This window comes from Bradyrhizobium sp. URHA0013, assembly GCF_000518345.1.
GTDB lineage: Bacteria > Pseudomonadota > Alphaproteobacteria > Rhizobiales > Xanthobacteraceae > Bradyrhizobium.
The window spans coordinates 1-18,897 of record NZ_JADK01000016.1 but is presented as its reverse complement, the minus strand read 5'-3'; the positions used below and the strand labels follow the sequence as shown (position 1 = coordinate 18,897).

Sequence of the window (18,897 nt, the reverse complement as noted above, 5' to 3'; positions counted from 1 at the left end):
CATTATCAAACCGGGGAAGGGGGGCGTCAACCGCTTGCGGATTCGGCGCGATCGCGACAATTGACCGCGACGCATGGGCATGTTGCGGGGGGAATAAACGGGCGGTCACGATTGCACGCGATGCATTCTGGTTGTCATTGCGGCTGCACGTTAGGGCAGCCATGGCGACAACAATGTGATTGGTCTCACATTGCGGACGGGCCTCCTTCGCAACCTGCGGTGTTTGACCTTTGCGGTGGACGATGGCTTGGTGCGGTCGATCGCCCTGAAGGTGCATCCACAAAAGAGCAAGATCAAAACCATGGGAAACGCCTACGAAATCTACGCCCTGCGCTACGCGACGATGTCGCCGCGCACGCCCAACATGAACTTCCTCGCGCCCGACCCGCATGACAGCGCGGCGCAGGACCTCGACTATTTCGTCTGGCTGATTCGCGGCAACGGCCGCGACATCCTGGTCGATACCGGCTTCAATGCCGAGGAAGCGTCCGCGCGGGCCCGCAAGCTGACGCTCAATCCGGTCGACGCGCTGGAGCGCTTTGGTGTCGCGGCGTCGAGCATTCGCGATATCATCGTGACGCATCTGCATTACGACCACGCCGGCAATCTGGACCGCTTCCCGAACGCGCGCTTCCATATCCAGGAGCGCGAGATGGCCTACGCGACGGGGCGCTGCATGTGCAACGGACTGCTGCGACATCCGTTCTCGGTCGAGCACGTCACGCAGATGGTCCGCCATGTCTATGGCGAGCGCGTCAATTTCTATTCCGGCGACGGCGAGGTCGCGCCCGGCGTCACCGTCCACCGCGTCGGCGGCCATTCCGACGGCCTGCAGGTGGTGAGGGTCGAGACCGCCCGCGGACCGGTGGTGCTGGCGTCCGATGCCGCGCATTACTACGCCAATCTTCAGCGCAGGAGCCCATTCCCGATCGTCTACAATGTCGGCGACATGGCGGCTGGATGGGAGACGATCGAGCGTCTCGCGGGCCATCCCGACCGGTTCATTCCCGGCCACGACCCGATCGTGACGGAAATCTATCCGCGCGCCAGCGACCAGGGCGATGTGTGGGCCCTGCATTTGCCGCCGTCGCGGTCGTTTGCAAAGTGATCAATACGCCTGCTTGGCGTCGGCCTCTTCGCTGGTCTGGATCAAATCGAGGCTCTGTTCGATCTTGCCGAGCAGCGTCGATAGCTGTTTGCGCTCCTGCGCGGAGAGGCAGGCGAGGATCTCGTCTTCCCGCCGCAGCAATTGCGGAAACAGCTCCTCGTAGAGCGTGCGGCCTTTCCTCGTCAGTCGCAGGCGGAATTCGCGGCGATCGGCTTCGTTCTCGACGCGCTCAATCAAACCCTGCTGCAGCAGCATGGTCACCGCGCGGCTGATGGTGGATTTGTGCGTGCGGGTGCATTGCGCGACGTACTGCGCGCTGCAGGCATCGTTGCGGAAGCCGAGCGTCGCGATCACGCGCCAGGCCGGGATGTCGAGGCCGTGACGTTCCTGATATTCGACCGAAAGCGCGGCGCTGACCTCCGCCGCGAGCCGGTTGAGGCGGAACGGTACGAACCTGAACAGGTCGAGCCGTGTTTTGGGGCGCGCCGAGGCCTCATCGGCCTCGCGTGTCTTCAGCGCGATGTCGCTGGTTGTCCTCGCCAAGGAGAGCGCTCCGAATTCCAGTTGACGGCCGGCCGGCTCCGGTCCAAAATAGTTGCACGTGAGACTATTAGCAGATCAGGCCTCTCCTGACCAGAGCCGAGGTGAGCGCATGGCGCAGGCCAATACGCATCAGGCCAAAACCCAGTTCGGCTATCGCCGCCACCCCGATCAGGATCGTCCCGGCCAGAGCGCGGCCGAGCATCCCGTGGTGATCGTCGGCGCGGGCCCGGTCGGGCTGTCGCTGGCGATCGACCTTGCCCAGCGCGGCCAGCACGTCGTCCTTCTGGATGATGCCGACCGCATTGGCGAGGGCTCTCGCGCGATCTGCTTCTCGAAACGGTCGCTGGAATATTGGGACCGGCTCGGCGTCGGCGACCGCATGGTCGACAAGGGCGTGGTCTGGAGCGTCGGCCGCATCTTCCACGGCGATCAGCAGCTCTACCAGTTCAATCTGCTGCCGGAGGACGGTCACAAGCGGCCGGCCTTCATCAATCTCCAGCAATATTACGCAGAGTCCTATCTGGTCGACCGCATCAGCGAGCTGCCCGAGATCAATCTGCGCTGGCGCAACAAGGTGACGGCGCTGGAGCGCCGCAACGATTCCGTCGCGCTGACGATCGAGACGCCGGAGGGCGCCTATCGCCTGCACGCGCAATATGTCGTCGCCTGCGACGGCGCGCGCTCGTCGCTGCGGCAGATGGTGGGCGCCGACTTCGCGGGACAGGTGTTCGAGGACCAGTTCCTGATCGCCGACGTCAAGATGACCGCGGAATTCCCGACCGAGCGCTGGTTCTGGTTCGATCCGCCGTTTCATGCCGGGCGGTCGGCGTTGCTGCACAGGCAGCCTGACGATGTCTGGCGCATCGACCTTCAGCTCAATCGCTATGCCGACCCCATCGTCGAGAAGAAGCCCGAGAACGTGCGGCCGCGGATTGCGCGCATGCTTGGCCACGACAAGTTCGAGTTCGAGTGGATCTCGCTCTACAAATTCCAGTGCCGGCGGATGGACCGCTTCGTCCATGGCCGCGTGATTTTTGCAGGCGATTCCGCACACCAGGTCTCGCCGTTCGGCGCGCGCGGCGCCAATTCGGGACTCGAGGACGCCGAAAACCTCTCCTGGAAGCTCGACCGCGTGCTGCGCGGCGCCTCACCCGCGAGCCTGCTCGAGAGTTATCATGTTGAGCGCAGCCTGGCGGCCGACGAGAACATCCGCGAATCCACCCGCTCGACCGACTTCATGGCGCCGAACTCGCATCAGGAAGCGCGGCTGCGCAAGGCGGTGCTGTCGCTGGCCAAGGAAACGGAGTTCGGCAAGCGCATGGTCAATGGCGGGCGGCTCTCGGTGCCGTGCAGCTATGACTCGCCGCTGTCATCGCCCGATGCGGATGCGTGGCGCGGTGGTCCGCTCCCGGGTTGTTCGATGCTCGATGCTCCCGTTACGCCGCGCGCGGGTGAGCAAGTCTATTTGACCGATGTGTTCCGCAAGGGTGGGACTGACTTCACCTTGCTGTCGTTCAGCAATGGCGCGGCGATCGAGGCGCCTGTTGGTGTGAAGGAGATCCGCATCGGCAGTGAGGACGGGCTCGCAGATCCGGCGGGGCTCACCGCAAAGCGCTATGATGCGGAACCCGGCTCAGCCTACCTGCTCAGGCCGGACGGCTACGTTGCGGCGCGCTTCCGCCACCCCACGCGCGCTGGCGTCGCGGCAACGCTGTTGCGGGCCCAAGGTCTGAATCAAGAACTTGCGTGAATTGAGGATTCGCATGCCGCTCTCCACCAGCTCCAACTTCGCGCGACCCGACGACGCCTTTCGTGCCATCGTGGAGGCGCATCGTGGCTTCACCGACGAGCAAAGCGCCGACTTCGACGCGGCGCTGGTGCTGATCCTCGCCAACCATATCGGCGATATCGACGTGCTGCGCGAGGCGATCGTCCTCGCGAAGCGCCGCATGATCGACGGCCAGCAGCAACAACAGCAACAACAATAACCCCGATACAAGGAACAACTGATGGCGAAGAACTTCGCATCCACCGGCGACCTCTCCGAGAAGAAGATCACCTTCTCCGAGATCGGCACCGATCTCTACGCCTTCACCGCGGAGGGCGATCCGAACACCGCGATCATCGTCGGCGACGACGGCTGCCTGGTGTTCGACGCGCAATCGACGCCGGCGATGGCCAACAAGGTGATCGAGCGCGTCCGTACCGTCACCGACAAGCCGATCAAATATGTCGTGCTGTCGCATTATCACGCCGTGCGCGTGCTCGGTGCCTCCGCCTACAAGGCGCAGGGCATCGTCGCCTCGCGGGAGACCTATCGCCTGATCGAGGAGCGTGGCCAGCAGGATTGGGATTCCGAGTATGGCCGCTTTCCGCGCCTGTTTCAGGACGCCCAAAGCATTCCCGGCCTGACCTGGCCGACGCTGACCTTCGAAGGCGAGATGTCGATCTATCTCGGCAAGCGCGAGGTGCGCCTGATGCAGCTTGGCGCCGGCCACACCTCGGGCGACATCGTCGCCTGGGTGCCCGATGCCGAGGTGATGTTCTCCGGTGACCTGATCGAATACCACTCGGCCTGCTATTGCGGCGACGCGCATTTGCGCGAATGGCCGCTGACGCTGAACGAGATCCGCAACTTCAATCCCAAGGCGATCGCGCCGGGCCGCGGCGATGCGCTGAAGGGTGTCGCCACGGTGCGCGAAGCCATCGCGATGACGCGCGACTTCGTCACCTCGCTCTACGGCGCCGCCGAAATCTCGGTCGCCAAGGGCCGCACGCTGAAGGAATCGATGGCCGCTACGCGCGAGGTCATGGATCCGAAATTTTCGAGCTTCGCCATCTACGAGCACTGTCTGCCGTTCAACGTGTCGCGTGCCTATGACGAGGCGTCGGGAATCGACGACCCCGTGATCTGGACCGACAAGCGCGACCAGGAGATGTGGGCCGCCCTGCAAGGAGGAGGATAGAAATGAACATCAATACCTCGCCCGATCAGATCATTCGCAGCACGGCCCAGGTCACGCCGGGCTACATGTCCGGCTTCGGCAACAGCTTTGAGACCGAGGCGTTGCCGGGCGCGCTGCCGATCGGGCGCAACTCGCCGCAGCGCTGTGCCTACGGCCTCTATGCCGAACAGCTTTCCGGCTCTCCCTTCACCGCGCCGCGCGGCAGCAACGAGCGCTCCTGGCTCTATCGTATTCGCCCGTCGGTGAAACATTCGGGCCGCTTCGAGAAGGTCGACGGCGGTCTGTGGCGCTCGGCACCGTGCCATGAAAACGATCTGCCGATCGCGCAATTGCGCTGGGATCCGGCGCCGATCCCGAAGGAGGACATGACATTCCTCCAGGGCGTGCAGACCATGACGACGGCCGGTGACGTCAACACCCAGGCTGGCATGGCCGCGCATGTTTATCTCATCACCAAGTCGATGGTGGACCAGCACTTCTACAATGCCGACGGCGAGCTGATGTTCGTGCTGCAGCAGGGCAATCTTCGCATCGTCACCGAGTTCGGTCGCATCGATGCCGAGCCCGGTGAGATCGCGGTGATCCCGCGCGGCGTCAAGTTCCGGGTGGAGATTCCGAACGGGCCGGCGCGCGGCTATCTCTGTGAAAACTACGGCGGCGCCTTCACGCTGCCGGAGCGCGGGCCGATCGGCGCCAATTGCCTTGCCAATGCCCGCGACTTCCTGACGCCGGTCGCTCACTACGAGGACAAGGATACGCCGACCGAGCTTTACGTGAAGTGGGGCGGATCGCTGTTCAAGACCACGCTGCCGCATTCGCCGATCGACGTCGTCGCCTGGCACGGCAATTACGCGCCGTACAAATATGATCTGCGTAGTTTCTCGCCGGTCGGCGCGATCGGCTTCGATCATCCCGATCCCTCGATCTTCACCGTGCTGACCTCGCCGTCGGAGACCGCAGGCACGGCGAACATCGACTTCGTGATCTTCCCCGAGCGCTGGATGGTAGCCGACAACACCTTCCGCCCGCCGTGGTATCACATGAACATCATGAGCGAGTTCATGGGCCTGATCTACGGCGTCTACGACGCCAAGCCGCAAGGATTCGTGCCGGGCGGCATGAGCCTGCACAATTGCATGCTGCCGCACGGCCCCGATCGCGATGCCTTCGAGCACGCCAGCAACGGCGAGCTGAAGCCGGTGAAGCTGACCGGCACCATGGCTTTCATGTTCGAGACCCGCTACGCGCAGCGCGTCACCGCGCACGCCGCGAATTCCGCGACATTGCAGGACGACTACGCGGATTGCTGGAAGGGTCTGGAAAAGCGGTTCGATCCGAGCAAGCCGTAGCCTTCTTACCCTCTCCCCTTGTGGGAGAGGGTGGCTCGCCGCATAGCGGCGAGACGGGTGAGGGGTCTCTCTCCCCAATGAGCCTCTCGCAGTATCAATTGTCGATACAACCCCTCATCCGGCGCTTCGCGCCACCTTCTCCCACAAGGGGAGAAGGAAAAAGGACTGGCGAAAAGTGACAACGCACCCCAACGACCCCAGCCTCCGCTCCTTCATCGACGTGGATACCGCCTCCGATTTCCCGATCCAGAACCTGCCTTACGGCGTGTTCTCGACCGCGGCCAATCCGACTCCCCGCGTCGGCGTGGCGATCGGCAACTACGTGCTCGATCTCTGGGAGCTCGAGCAGGATTCGCGGCTCGACGTCGGCCCGCTCGGCGTGTTCTCGACGCCGTCGCTCAATGCTTTCATGGCGTTGGGGCCAAAGGTCTGGACGAAGACGCGGGCGCGGATCAGCGAGCTCTTGCGCCACGATCATCCAGAACTGCGCGACAACGAGGAACTGCGCAAGCAGGCTCTGGTGCCGATGCGCGATGCGAAACTGCATCTGCCATTCGCAGTCTCCGGCTACACTGATTTCTATTCGTCGAAAGAACACGCCACCAATGTCGGCGTGATGTTCCGTGGCAAGGACAATGCGCTGCAGCCGAACTGGCTCCATATGCCGATCGCCTACAACGGCCGTGCCTCGACCGTCGTGGTCTCCGGCACCAGGGTGAAGCGCCCGCGCGGGCAGCTCAAGCCGCCGAATGTGGAGGCGCCGAGCTTCGGACCGTGCAAGCGGCTCGATTTCGAGCTGGAGATGGGCGTCGTGGTCGGGCAGCCCTCAGCCATGGGCGGGATGCTCACGGAGCAGCAGGCCGAGGAGATGATCTTCGGCTTCGTGCTGCTCAACGACTGGAGCGCGCGCGATATCCAGCAATGGGAATATGTGCCGCTCGGCCCGTTCCTCGCCAAGGCGTTCGCGACCTCGATCAGCCCGTGGGTGGTGACGCGCGAGGCGCTGGAGCCGTTTCGCCTGAGCGGGCCGGAGCAGGAGCCGGTGCCGCTCGACTACCTCAAGCAGGGCAAGCCGCAGAACTACGAGCTTGAGCTCGACGTCTCCTTGCGTGCCGCAGGAGCCAACGCGCCGGCCGGTGTCAGCCGTACCAATTTCAAGTACATGTACTGGTCCTCGGTGCAGCAGCTGATGCACCACGCCTCCTCCGGCTGCGCCATGAACGTCGGAGATCTCCTGGGCAGCGGCACCATTTCCGGCCCGGAGAAGAACCAGCGCGGCAGCCTGCTGGAGATCAGCTGGAACGGCACCGAGCCGGTCGAATTGCCCGGCGGCATCAAGCGGTCATTCCTGGAAGACGGCGACAGCCTCGTCATGCGCGGCTGGTGTCAGGGCGAGGGCTATCGCGTCGGCTTTGGCGAGGTCGAGGGGACGATTCTGCCGGCGGAGTAATGGCAGGGGAGTGATGGGACACTGTATCCACATCCTCCGTCATTGCGAGCGAAGCGAAGCAATCCAGGGTCTTTCCGCAGCGGCAGTCTGGATTGCTTCGTCGCAAGGGCTCCTCGCAATGACGTGGAGAGAGTTCACCGCTTCTCCGGCGGTACATCCTTGACCCGCGCGCAATGCGCCGCGACGTCCTCCAGGCTGTATTTCAGATGCACCCGCTTGTCCGACGGCGCCTGCTTCGTCGTGCACACGCCTGGTCGCCACTCCTGCGTTGGCCTGATCGGTCGCGGCGCAAAACCTCCGCCGCAGTTCGGGCAGACGTTGGAGAGCTTCGTCTCCACGCAGTCGGCGCAGAACGTGCATTCATAGGAGCAGATCCGCGCATCGGTTGCGTTCGGCGGCAGGTCGCGGTCGCAATATTCGCAGTTCGGTCGAAGCTGGAGGGCCATGGCTCAGTCTCCGCAGATTTGGCGGGGATCATCGCAGATCGGGCGCGCAGCGCGAATGCCGGATTTCCCTCGATTTCAGCCGGGTTTGATTTCCTTCAGCGGCAGACGCGTGCTTTCCTTCAGCCTGTCGAGCACGATCGATGAGCGCACATGCGCCACGCTCTGGTGCGGCATCAGCACGTCGTTGACGAGATTGGAGAGTCCCTTCAGGTCGCGCAACACGGCTTTCAGCACATAGTCGGCGTCGCCCGTGAGCGAATAGGCCTCCTGAATCTCGTCGATTCGATTGACCAGCGCTCGGAACCGTTTCGAATTGTCCGGCGAGTGCGTCGCCAGCGTCACCTGGATGAAGGCGACCACGCCGAAGCCCAGCGCCTCGCTGGAGAGATCGGCGTGATAGCCCGCGATCACCTTCTCCTCCTCCAGCCGCATCCGTCGCCGCGAGCATTGCGAGGCCGAGAGTCCCGCGAGGTCGGCCAGTTCCTGGTTGGTGAGGCGGCCGTCGTCCTGGAGCGCACCCAGGATCTTGAGGTCGAAGGCATCCACCAAAGTCATGCGCAATTGTCCCGTTTTATGCACAGATCGTGCGCAGGATAGCCAAATGACGTCCCATTTGCACGCCCATTGCAAGCGCCATGAAGGATAGTTCATGGCAGCAGCAATTTGGGAGAGCACCATGGGTCCGTTTCCGCACGATGCACCGCCGGCCACGATCAGCGCCGACAATCCGATGGGCACCGACGGGTTCGAATTCGTCGAATATGCGCATCCCGATCCGGAACAGCTGCACGCCCTGTTCAAGCTGATGGGCTATGCGCCCGTCGCGCGCCACAGAACGAAGAAGATCACGGTCTATCGCCAGGGCGACATCAATTATCTCGTCAACGAGGAGCCCGGCACCCACGGTCACGATTTCGTCGCCGCGCACGGCCCCTGTGCGCCGTCAATGGCGTTTCGCGTCGTCGATGCGAGGAAGGCCTACGACCGCGCGATCTTGCTCGGTGCCGAACCTGCCGATGTGTCTTCCGCGCAGAAGACGCTCGATGTCCCCGCGATCAAGGGCATCGGCGGCAGCCTGCTCTATTTCGTCGATAGCTACGGCGCCAAGGGTTCGGCCTATGATAACGAGTTCGAATGGCTCGGCGCGCGCGATCCGCGTCCCGCCGGTGCCGGCCTGTTCTATCTCGATCACCTCACCCACAACGTCCATCGCGGCCGCATGGACGTGTGGACCAGCTTCTACGAGAAGCTCTTCAATTTCCGCCAGATCCGCTTCTTCGATATCGAGGGCCGCGCCTCAGGCCTGTTCTCGCGCGCGCTGACGAGCCCTGACGGCAAGATCCGGATTCCGATCAACGAGGACGCCGGCGATTCCGGCCAGATCGAGGAATATCTGAATATCTATCGCGGCGAAGGCATCCAGCACATCGCCTGCGGCTGCCGCGATATCTACCGCACCATCGAGGACCTGCGCGAAGCGGGCCTGCCCTTCATGCCGGCGCCGCCCGAGACCTATTTCGAGCGGATCGACGCGCGGTTGCCGAAGCATGGCGAGGACGTCGCGCGCCTGCAGAAGAATGGCATCCTGATCGACGGCGAGGGTGTCGTCGACGGCGGCCAGACCAAGGTGCTGCTGCAGATATTCTCGGCCAACGCGATCGGCCCCATCTTCTTCGAGTTCATCCAGCGCAAGGGCGACGACGGCTTCGGCGAAGGCAATTTCAAGGCGCTGTTCGAATCGATCGAGGAGGACCAGATCCGGCGTGGGGTGCTGAAGGTGGATGCGGCGTAAGTCGCGCACTTTACGTACACTGCCACATCAAAACAGGTGTCGTCCCGGCCTAGTGCGCAATTGCGCACGGGGGCCGGGACCCATACCGCGTGATTTATCGATCTGATCGGTGAGGGTACCGAACTCCGAGTCTTCGCCAAACCACTCCCTGTGGTTATGGGTCCCGGCCTTCGCCGGGACGACAGCGGAGGTTGTTGTAACCGCGGGGGTCTAACGCCCCGCCTTCCACGCCTTCGTCACTGCGCCGATCTCCGCCCCTTCCGGCTCGCGCACCGCCGATGGCGTCCGTGAAAAGCGCGGCGCCGGCGCCGGCTGCTTGACGCCGTGGCGCTCGACGAACACCTGTCGGGCGACCATATGCGGATGCTCGGTCGCTTCCGACATGGTCAGCACCGGCGCAAAGCAGATGTCGGTGCCTTCCATGATCTTGCACCAGTCCTCGCGCGTCTTGCTCTTGAACACCGTCTTCAGTTTTTCCTTCAGCGCGGGCCAGGCCTTGCGGTCCATCTGCGCGTCGAAATCGGCGTCGGTCAGGCCGGCGTGCTCGCGCAGTAGCGCGTAGAATTGCGGCTCGATCGAGCCGATCGAGACGAAATGGCCGCAGGCGCATTCGTAGACGCCGTAGAAATGTGCGCCGCCGTCGAGGAAGTTCTCGTTGCGGCCTTCGGTCCAGCGTCCGAGCGTGGTCATGTCGAAGAAGAACGACATCAGCGATGCCGCGCCGTCGCACATCGCGGCATCGACGACCTGGCCCTTGCCTGACCGCGAGGCCTCCAAGAGCGCTGCAAGCACGCCGACGACGAGGTAGAGCGCGCCGCCGCCGAAATCGCCGACCAAATTGAGCGGCGGCACCGGCGCCTCCTTCGTGCCGATCGCGGCGAGCGCGCCGGTGATGGAGATGTAGTTGATGTCGTGGCCGGCGGCATTGGCGAGCGGGCCTTGCTGGCCCCAGCCAGTCATGCGGCCGTAAACCAGCTTTGGATTGCGCGCGAGCACGACGTCAGGCCCGAGGCCGAGCCGCTCCATGACGCCGGGACGGAAACCCTCGACCAGCGCGTCGGCATTCGCAAGCAGATCCAGCACCTCCGCGATCGCCGTCTTGTCCTTGAGGTCGAGCTCGACCACCTTGCGGCCGCGGCCTGCGACGGACTTCATGCTCTTCCTGGCGCCGACACGATCGAGCGTGACGACTTCGGCGCCCATGTCGGCCAGCAACATGCAGGCGAACGGGCCGGGTCCAATGCCGGCGAATTCGACGATGCGGAAACCTGCGAGCGGGCCGGAGGTGCGAACGGAGGAGGTGGGGGCTGATTTGTCGAGCACGTCGTTGTTTCCTCGGGTCGCGGGCAGATGCCGATTGTTCGGCAATCGCCTCGGACATTCCTCTGCGGGCGAGTTAATTGGCTGATTAACTTTTCTCGCCTTCACGCCAGCGAGGCAAGCGATTTTCATCCGCACGGCCAAATAAAACGGCGCGCACCGAAGTGCGCGCCGCGGAAGATTTGTGTTGAGGCGCTAAAGCGCGATCATCAGCGTGCGGCAGCCACCGCGCGCTGCGCCATCACCTTGATGAGGTTGGCGCGGTACTCCGCCGTGCCGTGGATGTCGGCCAGCAGATTGCTCGCCGAGATGCTCACGCCGTCGATCGCCGACGGTGACCAATTCGCCTTCAGCGCCGTTTCGATGGCCGCGACCCGCATCACGCCGCTTTGCGAGGCGCCGGTGGCGGCCACCCGAATCTCGCCCGACTTCGTCTGCGCGACGAACACGCCGGTCAGCGCGAAGCGAGACGCAGGGTGGCGCATCTTTTCGTAGCCTGCCTTCGCCGGAACCGGGAACGACACGGCGGTGATAAGCTCGCCGTCCTCCAGCGCCGTCGTGAACATGCCCTGGAAGAAGTCATCCGCCGTGATCGACCGCTTGTTGGTCTTCACGGTGGCGCCGAGCGCGAGCAGCGCGGCGGGAAAATCCGCCGCGGGATCGTTGTTGGCGATCGAGCCGCCGATCGTGCCGCGATAGCGCACGGCGGGGTCGCCGAGCACCGAGGTGAGATAGGCGATTGCGGGGATCGCCTTCTTCACATCGGCATTCTGCATGATGTCGAAATAGGTCGTGCCGGCCTTGATGGTCAGTACTTCGCCCGAGAGCTCGACGCCCTGAAGCTCCTTGATCTTGCCGAGGTCGATGACGTCGGACGGGCTGGCGAGGCGCTGCTTCATGACCGGCAGCAGCGTCTGGCCGCCGGCGAGGAACTTTGCTTCGCTGCTCTTGGAAAACAGGGCGACGGCTTCGTCAACCGAGGACGCGCGATGATAAACGGTCTGGTACATCTTCGTTCCTCCCTTAAGCCGCGTGGATCGTGCGCCACACCCTGTCAGGGGTTGCTGGCATTTCCAGATTGTTCTTGCCGATCGCGTCCGTGATCGCATTGATAACGGCCGCAGAGGCGCCGATCGCGCCGGCCTCACCGCAACCCTTGATGCCGAGCGGATTGCCCGGGCACAGCGTCGTGGTGTGGGAGAGGTTGAACGAGGGAACGTCGTCGGCGCGCGGCATGGCGTAGTCCATGAACGAGGCCGTGACTGGCTGTCCGCTGGCGTCGTAGATCGCGTGCTCGAGCAACGCTTGTCCGATGCCTTGCACAAGACCGCCATGGACCTGGCCTTCGACGATCATCGGGTTGATCAGCCGGCCGAAATCGTCGGCCGCGACGAAGTTGACGAAGGAGGTCTTGCCCGTACCGGGATCGACCTCGAGCTCGCAGATGTATGTGCCGGCCGGGAAGGTGAAGTTGGTCGGGTCGTAGAAGGCGCTCTCCTTCAGGCCCGGCTCCATCCCGTCAGGCAGATTGTGCGCGGTGTAGGCTGCGAGCGCGACCATCGGGAAGGCGATCGCCTTGTCGGTGCCGGCCACCTTGAACTCGCCGTTCTCGATGACGATGTCGCCTTCCGAGGCTTCCAGCGCATGCGCGGCGATTTTCTTGGCTTTGGATTCCATCTTCTCCATCGCCTTCAGGATCGCGGTGAGGCCGACGGCCGCGGAGCGCGAGCCGTAGGTGCCCATGCCGAACTGCACCTTGTCGGTGTCGCCATGGACGATCGAGACCTGGCTGATGGGAACGCCGAGACGCTCCGCAACGAGCTGGCAGAACGTGGTCTCGTGACCCTGGCCGTGGCTGTGTGATCCCGTCAGGACCTCGATGGTGCCGACCGGGTTGACGCGGACTTCGGCGGATTCCCAAAGACCGACGCCGGCGCCCAGGCTGCCGACGGCCTTCGACGGCGCGATGCCGCAGGCCTCGATGTAGCAGGACACGCCAATGCCGCGCAGCTTGCCGTCGGCCTTCGCCTTGGCTTTGCGCCCGGCAAAGCCGGCATAGTCGATCGCCTTCATCGCGGCGTCGAGCGAGGCGTTAAAGTCGCCGGTATCATAAGCCATGATCACCGGCGTCTGGTGCGGGAACTGGGTGATGAAGTTGGTCCGGCGCAGCGCGGCCGGATCGACCTTCAACTGCCGCGCCGCCGTCTCCATCAGACGTTCGATCAGATAGCTCGCCTCGGGGCGGCCGGCGCCGCGGTAGGCGTCGACTGGCGTCGTGTTGGTGTAGACCCCGACCACCTCGGCATGAATCGCCGGGATGTTGTACTGGCCCGACAGCAGCGTCGCGTAGAGATAGGTCGGCACCGACGACGAGAACAGCGACATGTAGGCGCCGAAATTGGCGAAGGTCTTCACCTTCAATCCGGTGATCTTGTTGTTGGCGTCGAACGCCATCTCGGCATGAGTGACATGGTCGCGGCCATGCGCATCGGTGAGGAAGGCCTCGGTGCGGTCGCCGGTCCATTTCACGGGACGGCCGACCTTTTTCGAGGCCCACAGCGCCACCATCTCTTCGGGATAGATGAAGATTTTCGAGCCGAAGCCGCCGCCGACATCGGGTGCGATCACGCGCAGCTTGTGCTCGGGGGCGATGTTGTAGAACGCCGACAGCACGAGGCGGGCGACGTGCGGATTCTGCGACGTCGTGTAGAGCGTGAAGTGCTCTTCCGCCGAATCGTAGTCGGCGATCGCGGCGCGCGGCTCCATTGCGTTCGGCGCGAGGCGGTTGTTGGTGACGTCGAGCTTCACCACGTTGGCGGCCTTGGCGAAGGCTGCATCGGTGGCGCCCTCGTCGCCGATCACCCAGTCATAGACCTGGTTGCCGGGAGCTTCGGGATGCAACTGCGGCGCGCCGGACTTGATCGCGGCGTGGACGTCGGCGACCGCTGGCAGCTCTTCGTAGTTCACGACCACGGCTTCGGCCGCGTCGCGTGCGAGATTTTTGGTCTCGGCGATCACGACCGCGACGGCCTGACCGACGAAGCGCACCGTCTCCGGCGCCATCGCCGGCCATGCGCCCATCTTCATCGGGCTGCCGTCCTTGGAGGTGATGGCCCAGCCACAGATGAGGTTGCCGACCTTGTCGTCGACGATCTCTTGTCCAGTCAGCACCGCGACCACGCCCGGCATCTTCAGCGCGGCGGAGGAATCGATTCCCTTCACCTTGGCATGCGCGTGCGGGCTGCGGATGAAATGGGCATGGGTCATGCCCTGCAATTTGATGTCGTCGACGTAGCGGCCCTTGCCGGTAATAAAACGCTTGTCTTCCTTGCGCACGACGCTCGCGCCAATGCCTTCAACACCCATGTCTGGTCCTCCCGACCGGAATTTGTCTTGACCGCGCTTTCCCTCGAAAGCAGCGGCAATGGTTCTTATATCGAGGCGCGCCGCTTACTCGGCTGCCTGCGAGACCTTCATGCGGCCTGCCGCGTCCAGCACGGCTTTGACGATGTTGTGGTAGCCGGTGCAGCGGCAGATATTGCCTTCGAGCTCGTGGCGGACGGTGGCCTCGTCGAGCTGGCCGCCATAGCGGTGCACGATATCGATCGCCGACATGATCATGCCCGGCGTGCAATAGCCGCACTGCAGGCCGTGATTGTCGCGGAAGGCCGCCTGCATGGGGTGCAGCTCGTCGCCCTTGGCGATGCCTTCGATCGTGGTGATGCTGGCGCCGTCGGCCTGTCCCGCCAGCATGGTGCAGGATTTGACCGCCTTGCCGTCCATATGGACGACGCAGGCGCCGCACTGGCTGGTGTCGCAGCCGACGTGGGTTCCGGTGAGGTTGAGGTGGTCGCGCAGCAGCTGAACCAGCAGCGTGCGGTCCTCGACGTCAACGGCAACAGCCTTGCCGTTCACCGTCAGTTTGACTGTAGACACGGTTGAAGTCCTCCCGGGGTCGATTTTGATTGTTTCTAATTAGAGACAGCGACCCGGAACTTTGCAACTACGATTTTGGTCGCCCGCGTCATGGAAAAGTCATTGATCCAGAATGCCCAACATTGGTTGGGGGGGCGAGTCGGCCAGATCGGGTGCGGCGCCGGGGCGCAGCTGGGATGCCAGCCTCTATATCCTTGCGCGGTTCGCCTTTTCAGTTCGCTGGGCTGATAGAGCCTGAACTCTGCGGGCCCACCGAATTTACCGCCCCTTATCGATTCTGCCTTAGTTTTGCGCAGCCAGGTCAGGGGCGGGGCGCCACCGGATCTCGGCTGAATGAAAATGGGGGTGGGAATGTCCGGGCGTATCGCGTCGTCGTCGAAGCGCACAATAATGCCGACCCTCAGGTTCCGCGCCAAGATCATTCTGGGCTTTGCCGCGGTGCTGGTGATCTCCGCCGGCAGCATGGCTTTCTCCTATTTTGGCTTCGAGCGGGTCTCGTCCGGGGTCGGGTCCTACCGCAGCAGCGTCACCGAGGCCGATCTCGCCCGTAATATCGACCGGGAGCTGCTCGCCTATCGCTCGGCCGTCAAATATTTCGTCGTCACCGGCAAGGAGGACGACGCCAAGACGGCGCTGGACGCGGAGACCGGCCTGAAGGGCGCCATCGACCAGGCGGTCAAGAGCGCCAAGAAGCCGGCGCGGCAGGAAAGTCTGGGCAAGCTCTCCAAGGAGTTTTCCAACTTCTCCGCGACCTTCGCAAAAGTCCTCCAGGCCAAGCGTGACAGCACGCTGCTGGTGCAGAACCAGCTCACGCGCAACGCCAACCTCCTGAAATACAAGCTCGACGACATCGGCAACAATGCCTCCGATTCCGAGGCGCAGGCGATCGAGTTCGGAACCAAGCAGGTCAACGCCCAATTCCAGACCGCGAACGCGGCGGCGACCAATTTCGTGCTGACGTCCGACCAGACGATTGCTACCAGCGCGCTGGCGCGGCTGAAATTCGTCGAGAACTCCCTCAACGCAGTCTATTCGATGGACGACAAGATCGTCGCCGGCCTGAAGGATGCCAGAGGATTGCTCGGCGCCTATCGGGAATCGCTGGAAAAACTGATCGCCAACGCCAAGATGATCGACGATCTCGTCACCGAGATGAGCGGTTCGGCCGGCGCGATCCTTCAGGGTGCTACCGCCATGAAGGCGGACCTCGTTGCCGAACAGCAGCGGCTGGAGTCCGAATCGGAAGCGACCATCGGGAAGACCGAGCAACTGGTGCTGATGCTGGCCGTCGGCGGCACGCTGCTCGGCGCGATCCTCGCTTTCCTGCTCGGCACCGGCATTTCGCGCCCGATGATCGCGATGTGCAAGGCGATGCGCGAGCTTGCTTCGGGCAATTTCGACGTCGTGCTGCCGGGCCTGGGGCGCAAGGACGAGATCGGCGAGATGGCCGGCGCGGTCGAGGAATTCAAAGTGCAGGCCGTGGCCAAGGCCGAGCGCGATGCCGCCGCCAACGAGGCCCAGAACAAGGAAGCGAGCGCTGCTCGCCGTTCCGAGCTGATTCGTTTCGCCGACGATTTCGAGAGCGCGGTCGGCGCCATCGTCTCCAACGTCTCGGCTTCTGCCGTGCAGCTGGAATCGGCGGCCTCGACGCTGACCCGCACCGCCGAGACCACCCAGAGCCTGTCGAGCCAGGTCGCCGACGTCTCCGAGCAGGCCTCCAGCAACATGCAGTCGGTCGCGACCGCGACCGAAGAGCTCTCGGCCTCGGTCGAGGAGATCGGCCGCCAGGTGCGCGATTCCAGCCGCATTGCCGAAGCCGCCGTGGTGCAGGCAAAAGAGACCGATAACCGCATCGGCAAGCTCTCGCATGCCGCCCAGCAGATCGGCGAAGTGGTCAAGCTCATCACGGCAATCGCCGAGCAGACCAATCTTCTGGCGCTCAACGCGACCATCGAGGCGGCGCGCGCCGGTGAAGCCGGCCGCGGCTTTGCAGTGGTCGCCAGCGAAGTGAAGTCGCTCGCGAGCCAGACCGCGAAGGCCACCGACGAGATCTCCTCGCACATCACGGGCATGCAAGGCGCGACCGCCGAATCGGTTGCGGCGATCAAGGAGATCGGCGCGACCATCGGCCAGATCTCGTCGATCTCGACGTCGATTGCGAGCGCAGTGGAGCAGCAAGGCGCAGCGACGCAGGAAATCGCGCGCAGCGTCCAGACCGTCGCACAGGGTACTCAGACCGCTGCCACCGACATCGGCCAGGTCAACCGCGGCGCCGCCGAAACCGGCTCGGCCTCGGAAGAGGTGCTGCACTCGGCCAAGACGCTGTCGTCCGAAAGCACCCGCCTGCGCGCCGAGCTCGACCGCTTCATGGGCAATATCCGGGCGGCGTAGCGGCATTCCCGCCAATGTCGTCCTGGCGAAAGCCAGGACGACGAGACCCTGCGTCACCTAACCGCCGGTTGCGGCGCCACAAATTTACCGCCGCTTATCCTTTGCCATTTACCGTGCTCACGCGTCAGGAAGCGGGCTGCTTCCGGGCTGCGCTTGGTTTTCCGCGAATGGAATGGGGTGGGGAATGCCCGTCAAGTCGAAGCCGACCACATCGAAGCTGCTCACCTTGCGTTTTCGCGCAAAAATCATTCTCGGCTTCGTGGCGGTGCTCGCCATACTCGCCGTCAGCATGGCTTTCGCGTATTTCGGCTTCGAGCGGATCCAGGCCGCCGTGGCCTCCTACCGCTCCAGCGTCGCCGAAGCGGACCTTGCGCGGACGGTCGATCGCGAGCTGATCGCCTACCAGGGGTTGGCGCGGGCCTACACGCTGACCGGCGCGGCGGATGATGAGACCGCCGCCAAAGCGGCCGAAGAGAATTTGAGGGCCGCGATCGCCAAGTCTGCGGCGGCCACCACGGGCGCCGCGCGCCGCGAACAGGTCGGCCGGCTCGAGGCCGACTTCAAGAGCTTTACCAAGGTGTTCGGCGAGATCATCACGTTGACGCGCGAGAACGGCAAGATCGCGACGGATGAGCTCAACAGCGTCGGCAACAAGATCCGCTTCAAGTTCGACGATCTTGCCGATACCGCGGCATTGGCGGGCCTGAACTCGGTTCAGGGCACGGCCAAGGACATCACATCGCAATACCTTGCGGTTTCCACTTCGGTCAGCGCCTTCGTCGCCAAGCCGGAGCCGAAGACCGCCGACGGCGTGACCGCCCGCATCAAATTCCTGGAGACCTTGCTGGTCTCGATATATGCCAACGACCAGAAAATCACCGACCGCGTCACCGAGATCAGCAATCTCCTCAAGCAGTACCGCACCTCCTTTTCGAAGCTGACCGAGAACGTGAAGGTCATCGTCAAGCTGAACGGCGACATGACGAAAACGGCTGCGTCCATTCTCAAGCTCTCGGGTGAGCTGCGGTCGGAGCTGACGGCAGATCAGCAGCGCATCGAGGTGAGCGCCAATGCCACCATCAGCGAGACCGAGCGGACGATGCTGATGATGGCGCTGGGCGGCCTCGCCATTGGCGCCGCGTTGGCCTGGATGCTGGGCAATGGCATTTCGCGTCCGATGATCGCGATGTGCAAGGCGATGCGCGAGCTTGCCTCGGGCAATTTTGACGTCGTGCTGCCGGGCCTCGGGCGCAGGGACGAGATCGGCGAGATGGCCGGCGCGGTCGAAGAATTCAAAGTGCAGGCCGTGGCCAAGGCCGAGCGCGACGCCGCCGCCAACGAACTCCAGAACAGGGAGCAGGCCGCAAGCCGTCGTTCCGAGCTGATTCGTTTCGCCGACGATTTCGAGAGCGCGGTCGGTGCCATCGTCTCCAACGTCTCGGCCTCAGCCGTGCAGCTGGAATCGGCGGCCTCGACTCTGACCCGCACTGCCGAGACCACGCAGAGCCTGTCGAGCCAGGTCGCCGACGTCTCCGAGCAGGCCTCCAGCAACATGCAGTCGGTCGCGACCGCGACCGAAGAGCTCTCGGCCTCGGT

The 18,897-nt window shown here is 63.8% G+C and carries 16 protein-coding genes; 9 read left to right on the top strand and 7 right to left on the bottom strand.

The window, feature by feature from the left end:
• Positions 1–301: 301 nt before the first annotated feature.
• Complete coding sequence (locus N551_RS0119585; protein WP_027568337.1) at positions 302–1,108, top strand: N-acyl homoserine lactonase family protein; 807 nt, start codon at positions 302–304, stop codon at positions 1,106–1,108.
• On the opposite strand, the gene N551_RS0119580 is transcribed toward N551_RS0119585, so the two are convergent.
• Complete coding sequence (locus tag N551_RS0119580; protein ID WP_027568336.1) at positions 1,109–1,651, bottom strand: MarR family winged helix-turn-helix transcriptional regulator; 543 nt, start codon at positions 1,649–1,651, stop codon at positions 1,109–1,111.
• Positions 1,652–1,760: 109 nt separating this feature from the next.
• On the opposite strand from N551_RS0119580, the gene N551_RS0119575 reads away from it, so the two are divergent.
• The 5 genes from N551_RS0119575 to fahA all read left to right on the top strand — a co-directional run bounded on the left by N551_RS0119575 (position 1,761) and on the right by fahA (position 7,416).
• Positions 1,761–3,401, top strand: a complete 1,641-nt coding sequence (locus tag N551_RS0119575; RefSeq protein ID WP_027568335.1) for an FAD-dependent oxidoreductase — start codon at positions 1,761–1,763, stop codon at positions 3,399–3,401.
• Between the two features lie 13 nt (positions 3,402–3,414).
• Positions 3,415–3,639 carry a DUF2783 domain-containing protein gene (locus N551_RS0119570; RefSeq protein ID WP_027568334.1) on the top strand — a complete coding sequence of 75 codons (225 nt, stop codon included), beginning with the start codon at positions 3,415–3,417 and terminating at the stop codon, positions 3,637–3,639.
• Positions 3,640–3,660: 21 nt separating this feature from the next.
• On the top strand, positions 3,661–4,617 hold the full coding sequence (locus N551_RS0119565; RefSeq protein ID WP_027568333.1) for an MBL fold metallo-hydrolase: 957 nt from the start codon (positions 3,661–3,663) through the stop codon (positions 4,615–4,617).
• A gap of 2 nt (positions 4,618–4,619) precedes the next feature.
• Positions 4,620–5,966 carry a homogentisate 1,2-dioxygenase gene (hmgA, locus tag N551_RS0119560; protein WP_027568332.1) on the top strand — a complete coding sequence of 449 codons (1,347 nt, stop codon included), beginning with the start codon at positions 4,620–4,622 and terminating at the stop codon, positions 5,964–5,966.
• Positions 5,967–6,141: 175 nt separating this feature from the next.
• Positions 6,142–7,416 carry a fumarylacetoacetase gene (gene fahA, locus N551_RS0119555; protein ID WP_027568331.1) on the top strand — a complete coding sequence of 425 codons (1,275 nt, stop codon included), beginning with the start codon at positions 6,142–6,144 and terminating at the stop codon, positions 7,414–7,416.
• 134 nt (positions 7,417–7,550) lie between these two features.
• On the opposite strand, the gene N551_RS0119550 is transcribed toward fahA, so the two are convergent.
• Together N551_RS0119550 and N551_RS0119545 are read right to left on the bottom strand one after the other, a co-directional pair.
• On the bottom strand, positions 7,551–7,862 hold the full coding sequence (locus N551_RS0119550; protein WP_027568330.1) for a DUF1272 domain-containing protein: 312 nt from the start codon (positions 7,860–7,862) through the stop codon (positions 7,551–7,553).
• Positions 7,863–7,937: 75 nt separating this feature from the next.
• The gene (locus N551_RS0119545; protein ID WP_027568329.1) at positions 7,938–8,417 is read right to left on the bottom strand and encodes an Lrp/AsnC family transcriptional regulator; all 480 of its coding nucleotides are present in this window, start codon (positions 8,415–8,417) and stop codon (positions 7,938–7,940) included.
• Between the two features lie 121 nt (positions 8,418–8,538).
• On the opposite strand from N551_RS0119545, the gene hppD reads away from it, so the two are divergent.
• A complete protein-coding gene (gene hppD, locus N551_RS0119540) occupies positions 8,539–9,654 on the top strand; it encodes a 4-hydroxyphenylpyruvate dioxygenase (RefSeq protein WP_027568328.1) in 1,116 nt (371 codons plus the stop codon).
• A gap of 210 nt (positions 9,655–9,864) precedes the next feature.
• Here the strand turns inward: hppD and N551_RS0119535 are convergent, their stop codons facing one another.
• The 4 genes from N551_RS0119535 to N551_RS0119520 all read right to left on the bottom strand — a co-directional run bounded on the left by N551_RS0119535 (position 9,865) and on the right by N551_RS0119520 (position 14,910).
• On the bottom strand, positions 9,865–10,977 hold the full coding sequence (locus tag N551_RS0119535) for a CaiB/BaiF CoA-transferase family protein (RefSeq protein ID WP_027568327.1): 1,113 nt from the start codon (positions 10,975–10,977) through the stop codon (positions 9,865–9,867).
• A 206-nt stretch (positions 10,978–11,183) separates the two neighbouring features.
• Complete coding sequence (locus N551_RS0119530; protein ID WP_027568326.1) at positions 11,184–11,984, bottom strand: xanthine dehydrogenase family protein subunit M; 801 nt, start codon at positions 11,982–11,984, stop codon at positions 11,184–11,186.
• 13 nt (positions 11,985–11,997) lie between these two features.
• Positions 11,998–14,340 (bottom strand): xanthine dehydrogenase family protein molybdopterin-binding subunit, encoded by a 2,343-nt coding sequence (locus tag N551_RS0119525; RefSeq protein ID WP_027568325.1) that lies wholly within the window; start codon positions 14,338–14,340, stop codon positions 11,998–12,000.
• Positions 14,341–14,424: 84 nt separating this feature from the next.
• Complete coding sequence (locus tag N551_RS0119520; RefSeq protein WP_007599059.1) at positions 14,425–14,910, bottom strand: (2Fe-2S)-binding protein; 486 nt, start codon at positions 14,908–14,910, stop codon at positions 14,425–14,427.
• Between the two features lie 351 nt (positions 14,911–15,261).
• On the opposite strand from N551_RS0119520, the gene N551_RS0119515 reads away from it, so the two are divergent.
• Positions 15,262–17,301, top strand: coding sequence for a methyl-accepting chemotaxis protein (locus tag N551_RS0119515; protein WP_027568324.1), 2,040 nt, complete (start codon positions 15,262–15,264; stop codon positions 17,299–17,301).
• A gap of 184 nt (positions 17,302–17,485) precedes the next feature.
• Positions 17,486–18,897 (top strand): HAMP domain-containing protein (locus N551_RS0119510; protein WP_027568323.1); only part of this gene is annotated, 1,412 nt, incomplete at its 3' end.

What these genes read in the sequence shown, in the direction of transcription:
- N551_RS0119565 (WP_027568333.1), top strand. Translation starts at nt 3,661, where the DNA reads ATGGCGAAGAACTTCGCATCCACCGGCGACCTCTCCGAGAAGAAGATC.
- N551_RS0119530 (WP_027568326.1), bottom strand. Translation starts at nt 11,984, where the DNA reads ATGTACCAGACCGTTTATCATCGCGCGTCCTCGGTTGACGAAGCCGTC.
- N551_RS0119525 (WP_027568325.1), bottom strand. Translation starts at nt 14,340, where the DNA reads ATGGGTGTTGAAGGCATTGGCGCGAGCGTCGTGCGCAAGGAAGACAAG.
- hppD (WP_027568328.1), top strand. Translation starts at nt 8,539, where the DNA reads ATGGGTCCGTTTCCGCACGATGCACCGCCGGCCACGATCAGCGCCGAC.
- N551_RS0119550 (WP_027568330.1), bottom strand. Translation starts at nt 7,862, where the DNA reads ATGGCCCTCCAGCTTCGACCGAACTGCGAATATTGCGACCGCGACCTG.
- N551_RS0119515 (WP_027568324.1), top strand. Translation starts at nt 15,262, where the DNA reads ATGTCCGGGCGTATCGCGTCGTCGTCGAAGCGCACAATAATGCCGACC.
- N551_RS0119545 (WP_027568329.1), bottom strand. Translation starts at nt 8,417, where the DNA reads ATGACTTTGGTGGATGCCTTCGACCTCAAGATCCTGGGTGCGCTCCAG.
- N551_RS0119575 (WP_027568335.1), top strand. Translation starts at nt 1,761, where the DNA reads ATGGCGCAGGCCAATACGCATCAGGCCAAAACCCAGTTCGGCTATCGC.
- hmgA (WP_027568332.1), top strand. Translation starts at nt 4,620, where the DNA reads ATGAACATCAATACCTCGCCCGATCAGATCATTCGCAGCACGGCCCAG.
- N551_RS0119570 (WP_027568334.1), top strand. Translation starts at nt 3,415, where the DNA reads ATGCCGCTCTCCACCAGCTCCAACTTCGCGCGACCCGACGACGCCTTT.
- N551_RS0119585 (WP_027568337.1), top strand. Translation starts at nt 302, where the DNA reads ATGGGAAACGCCTACGAAATCTACGCCCTGCGCTACGCGACGATGTCG.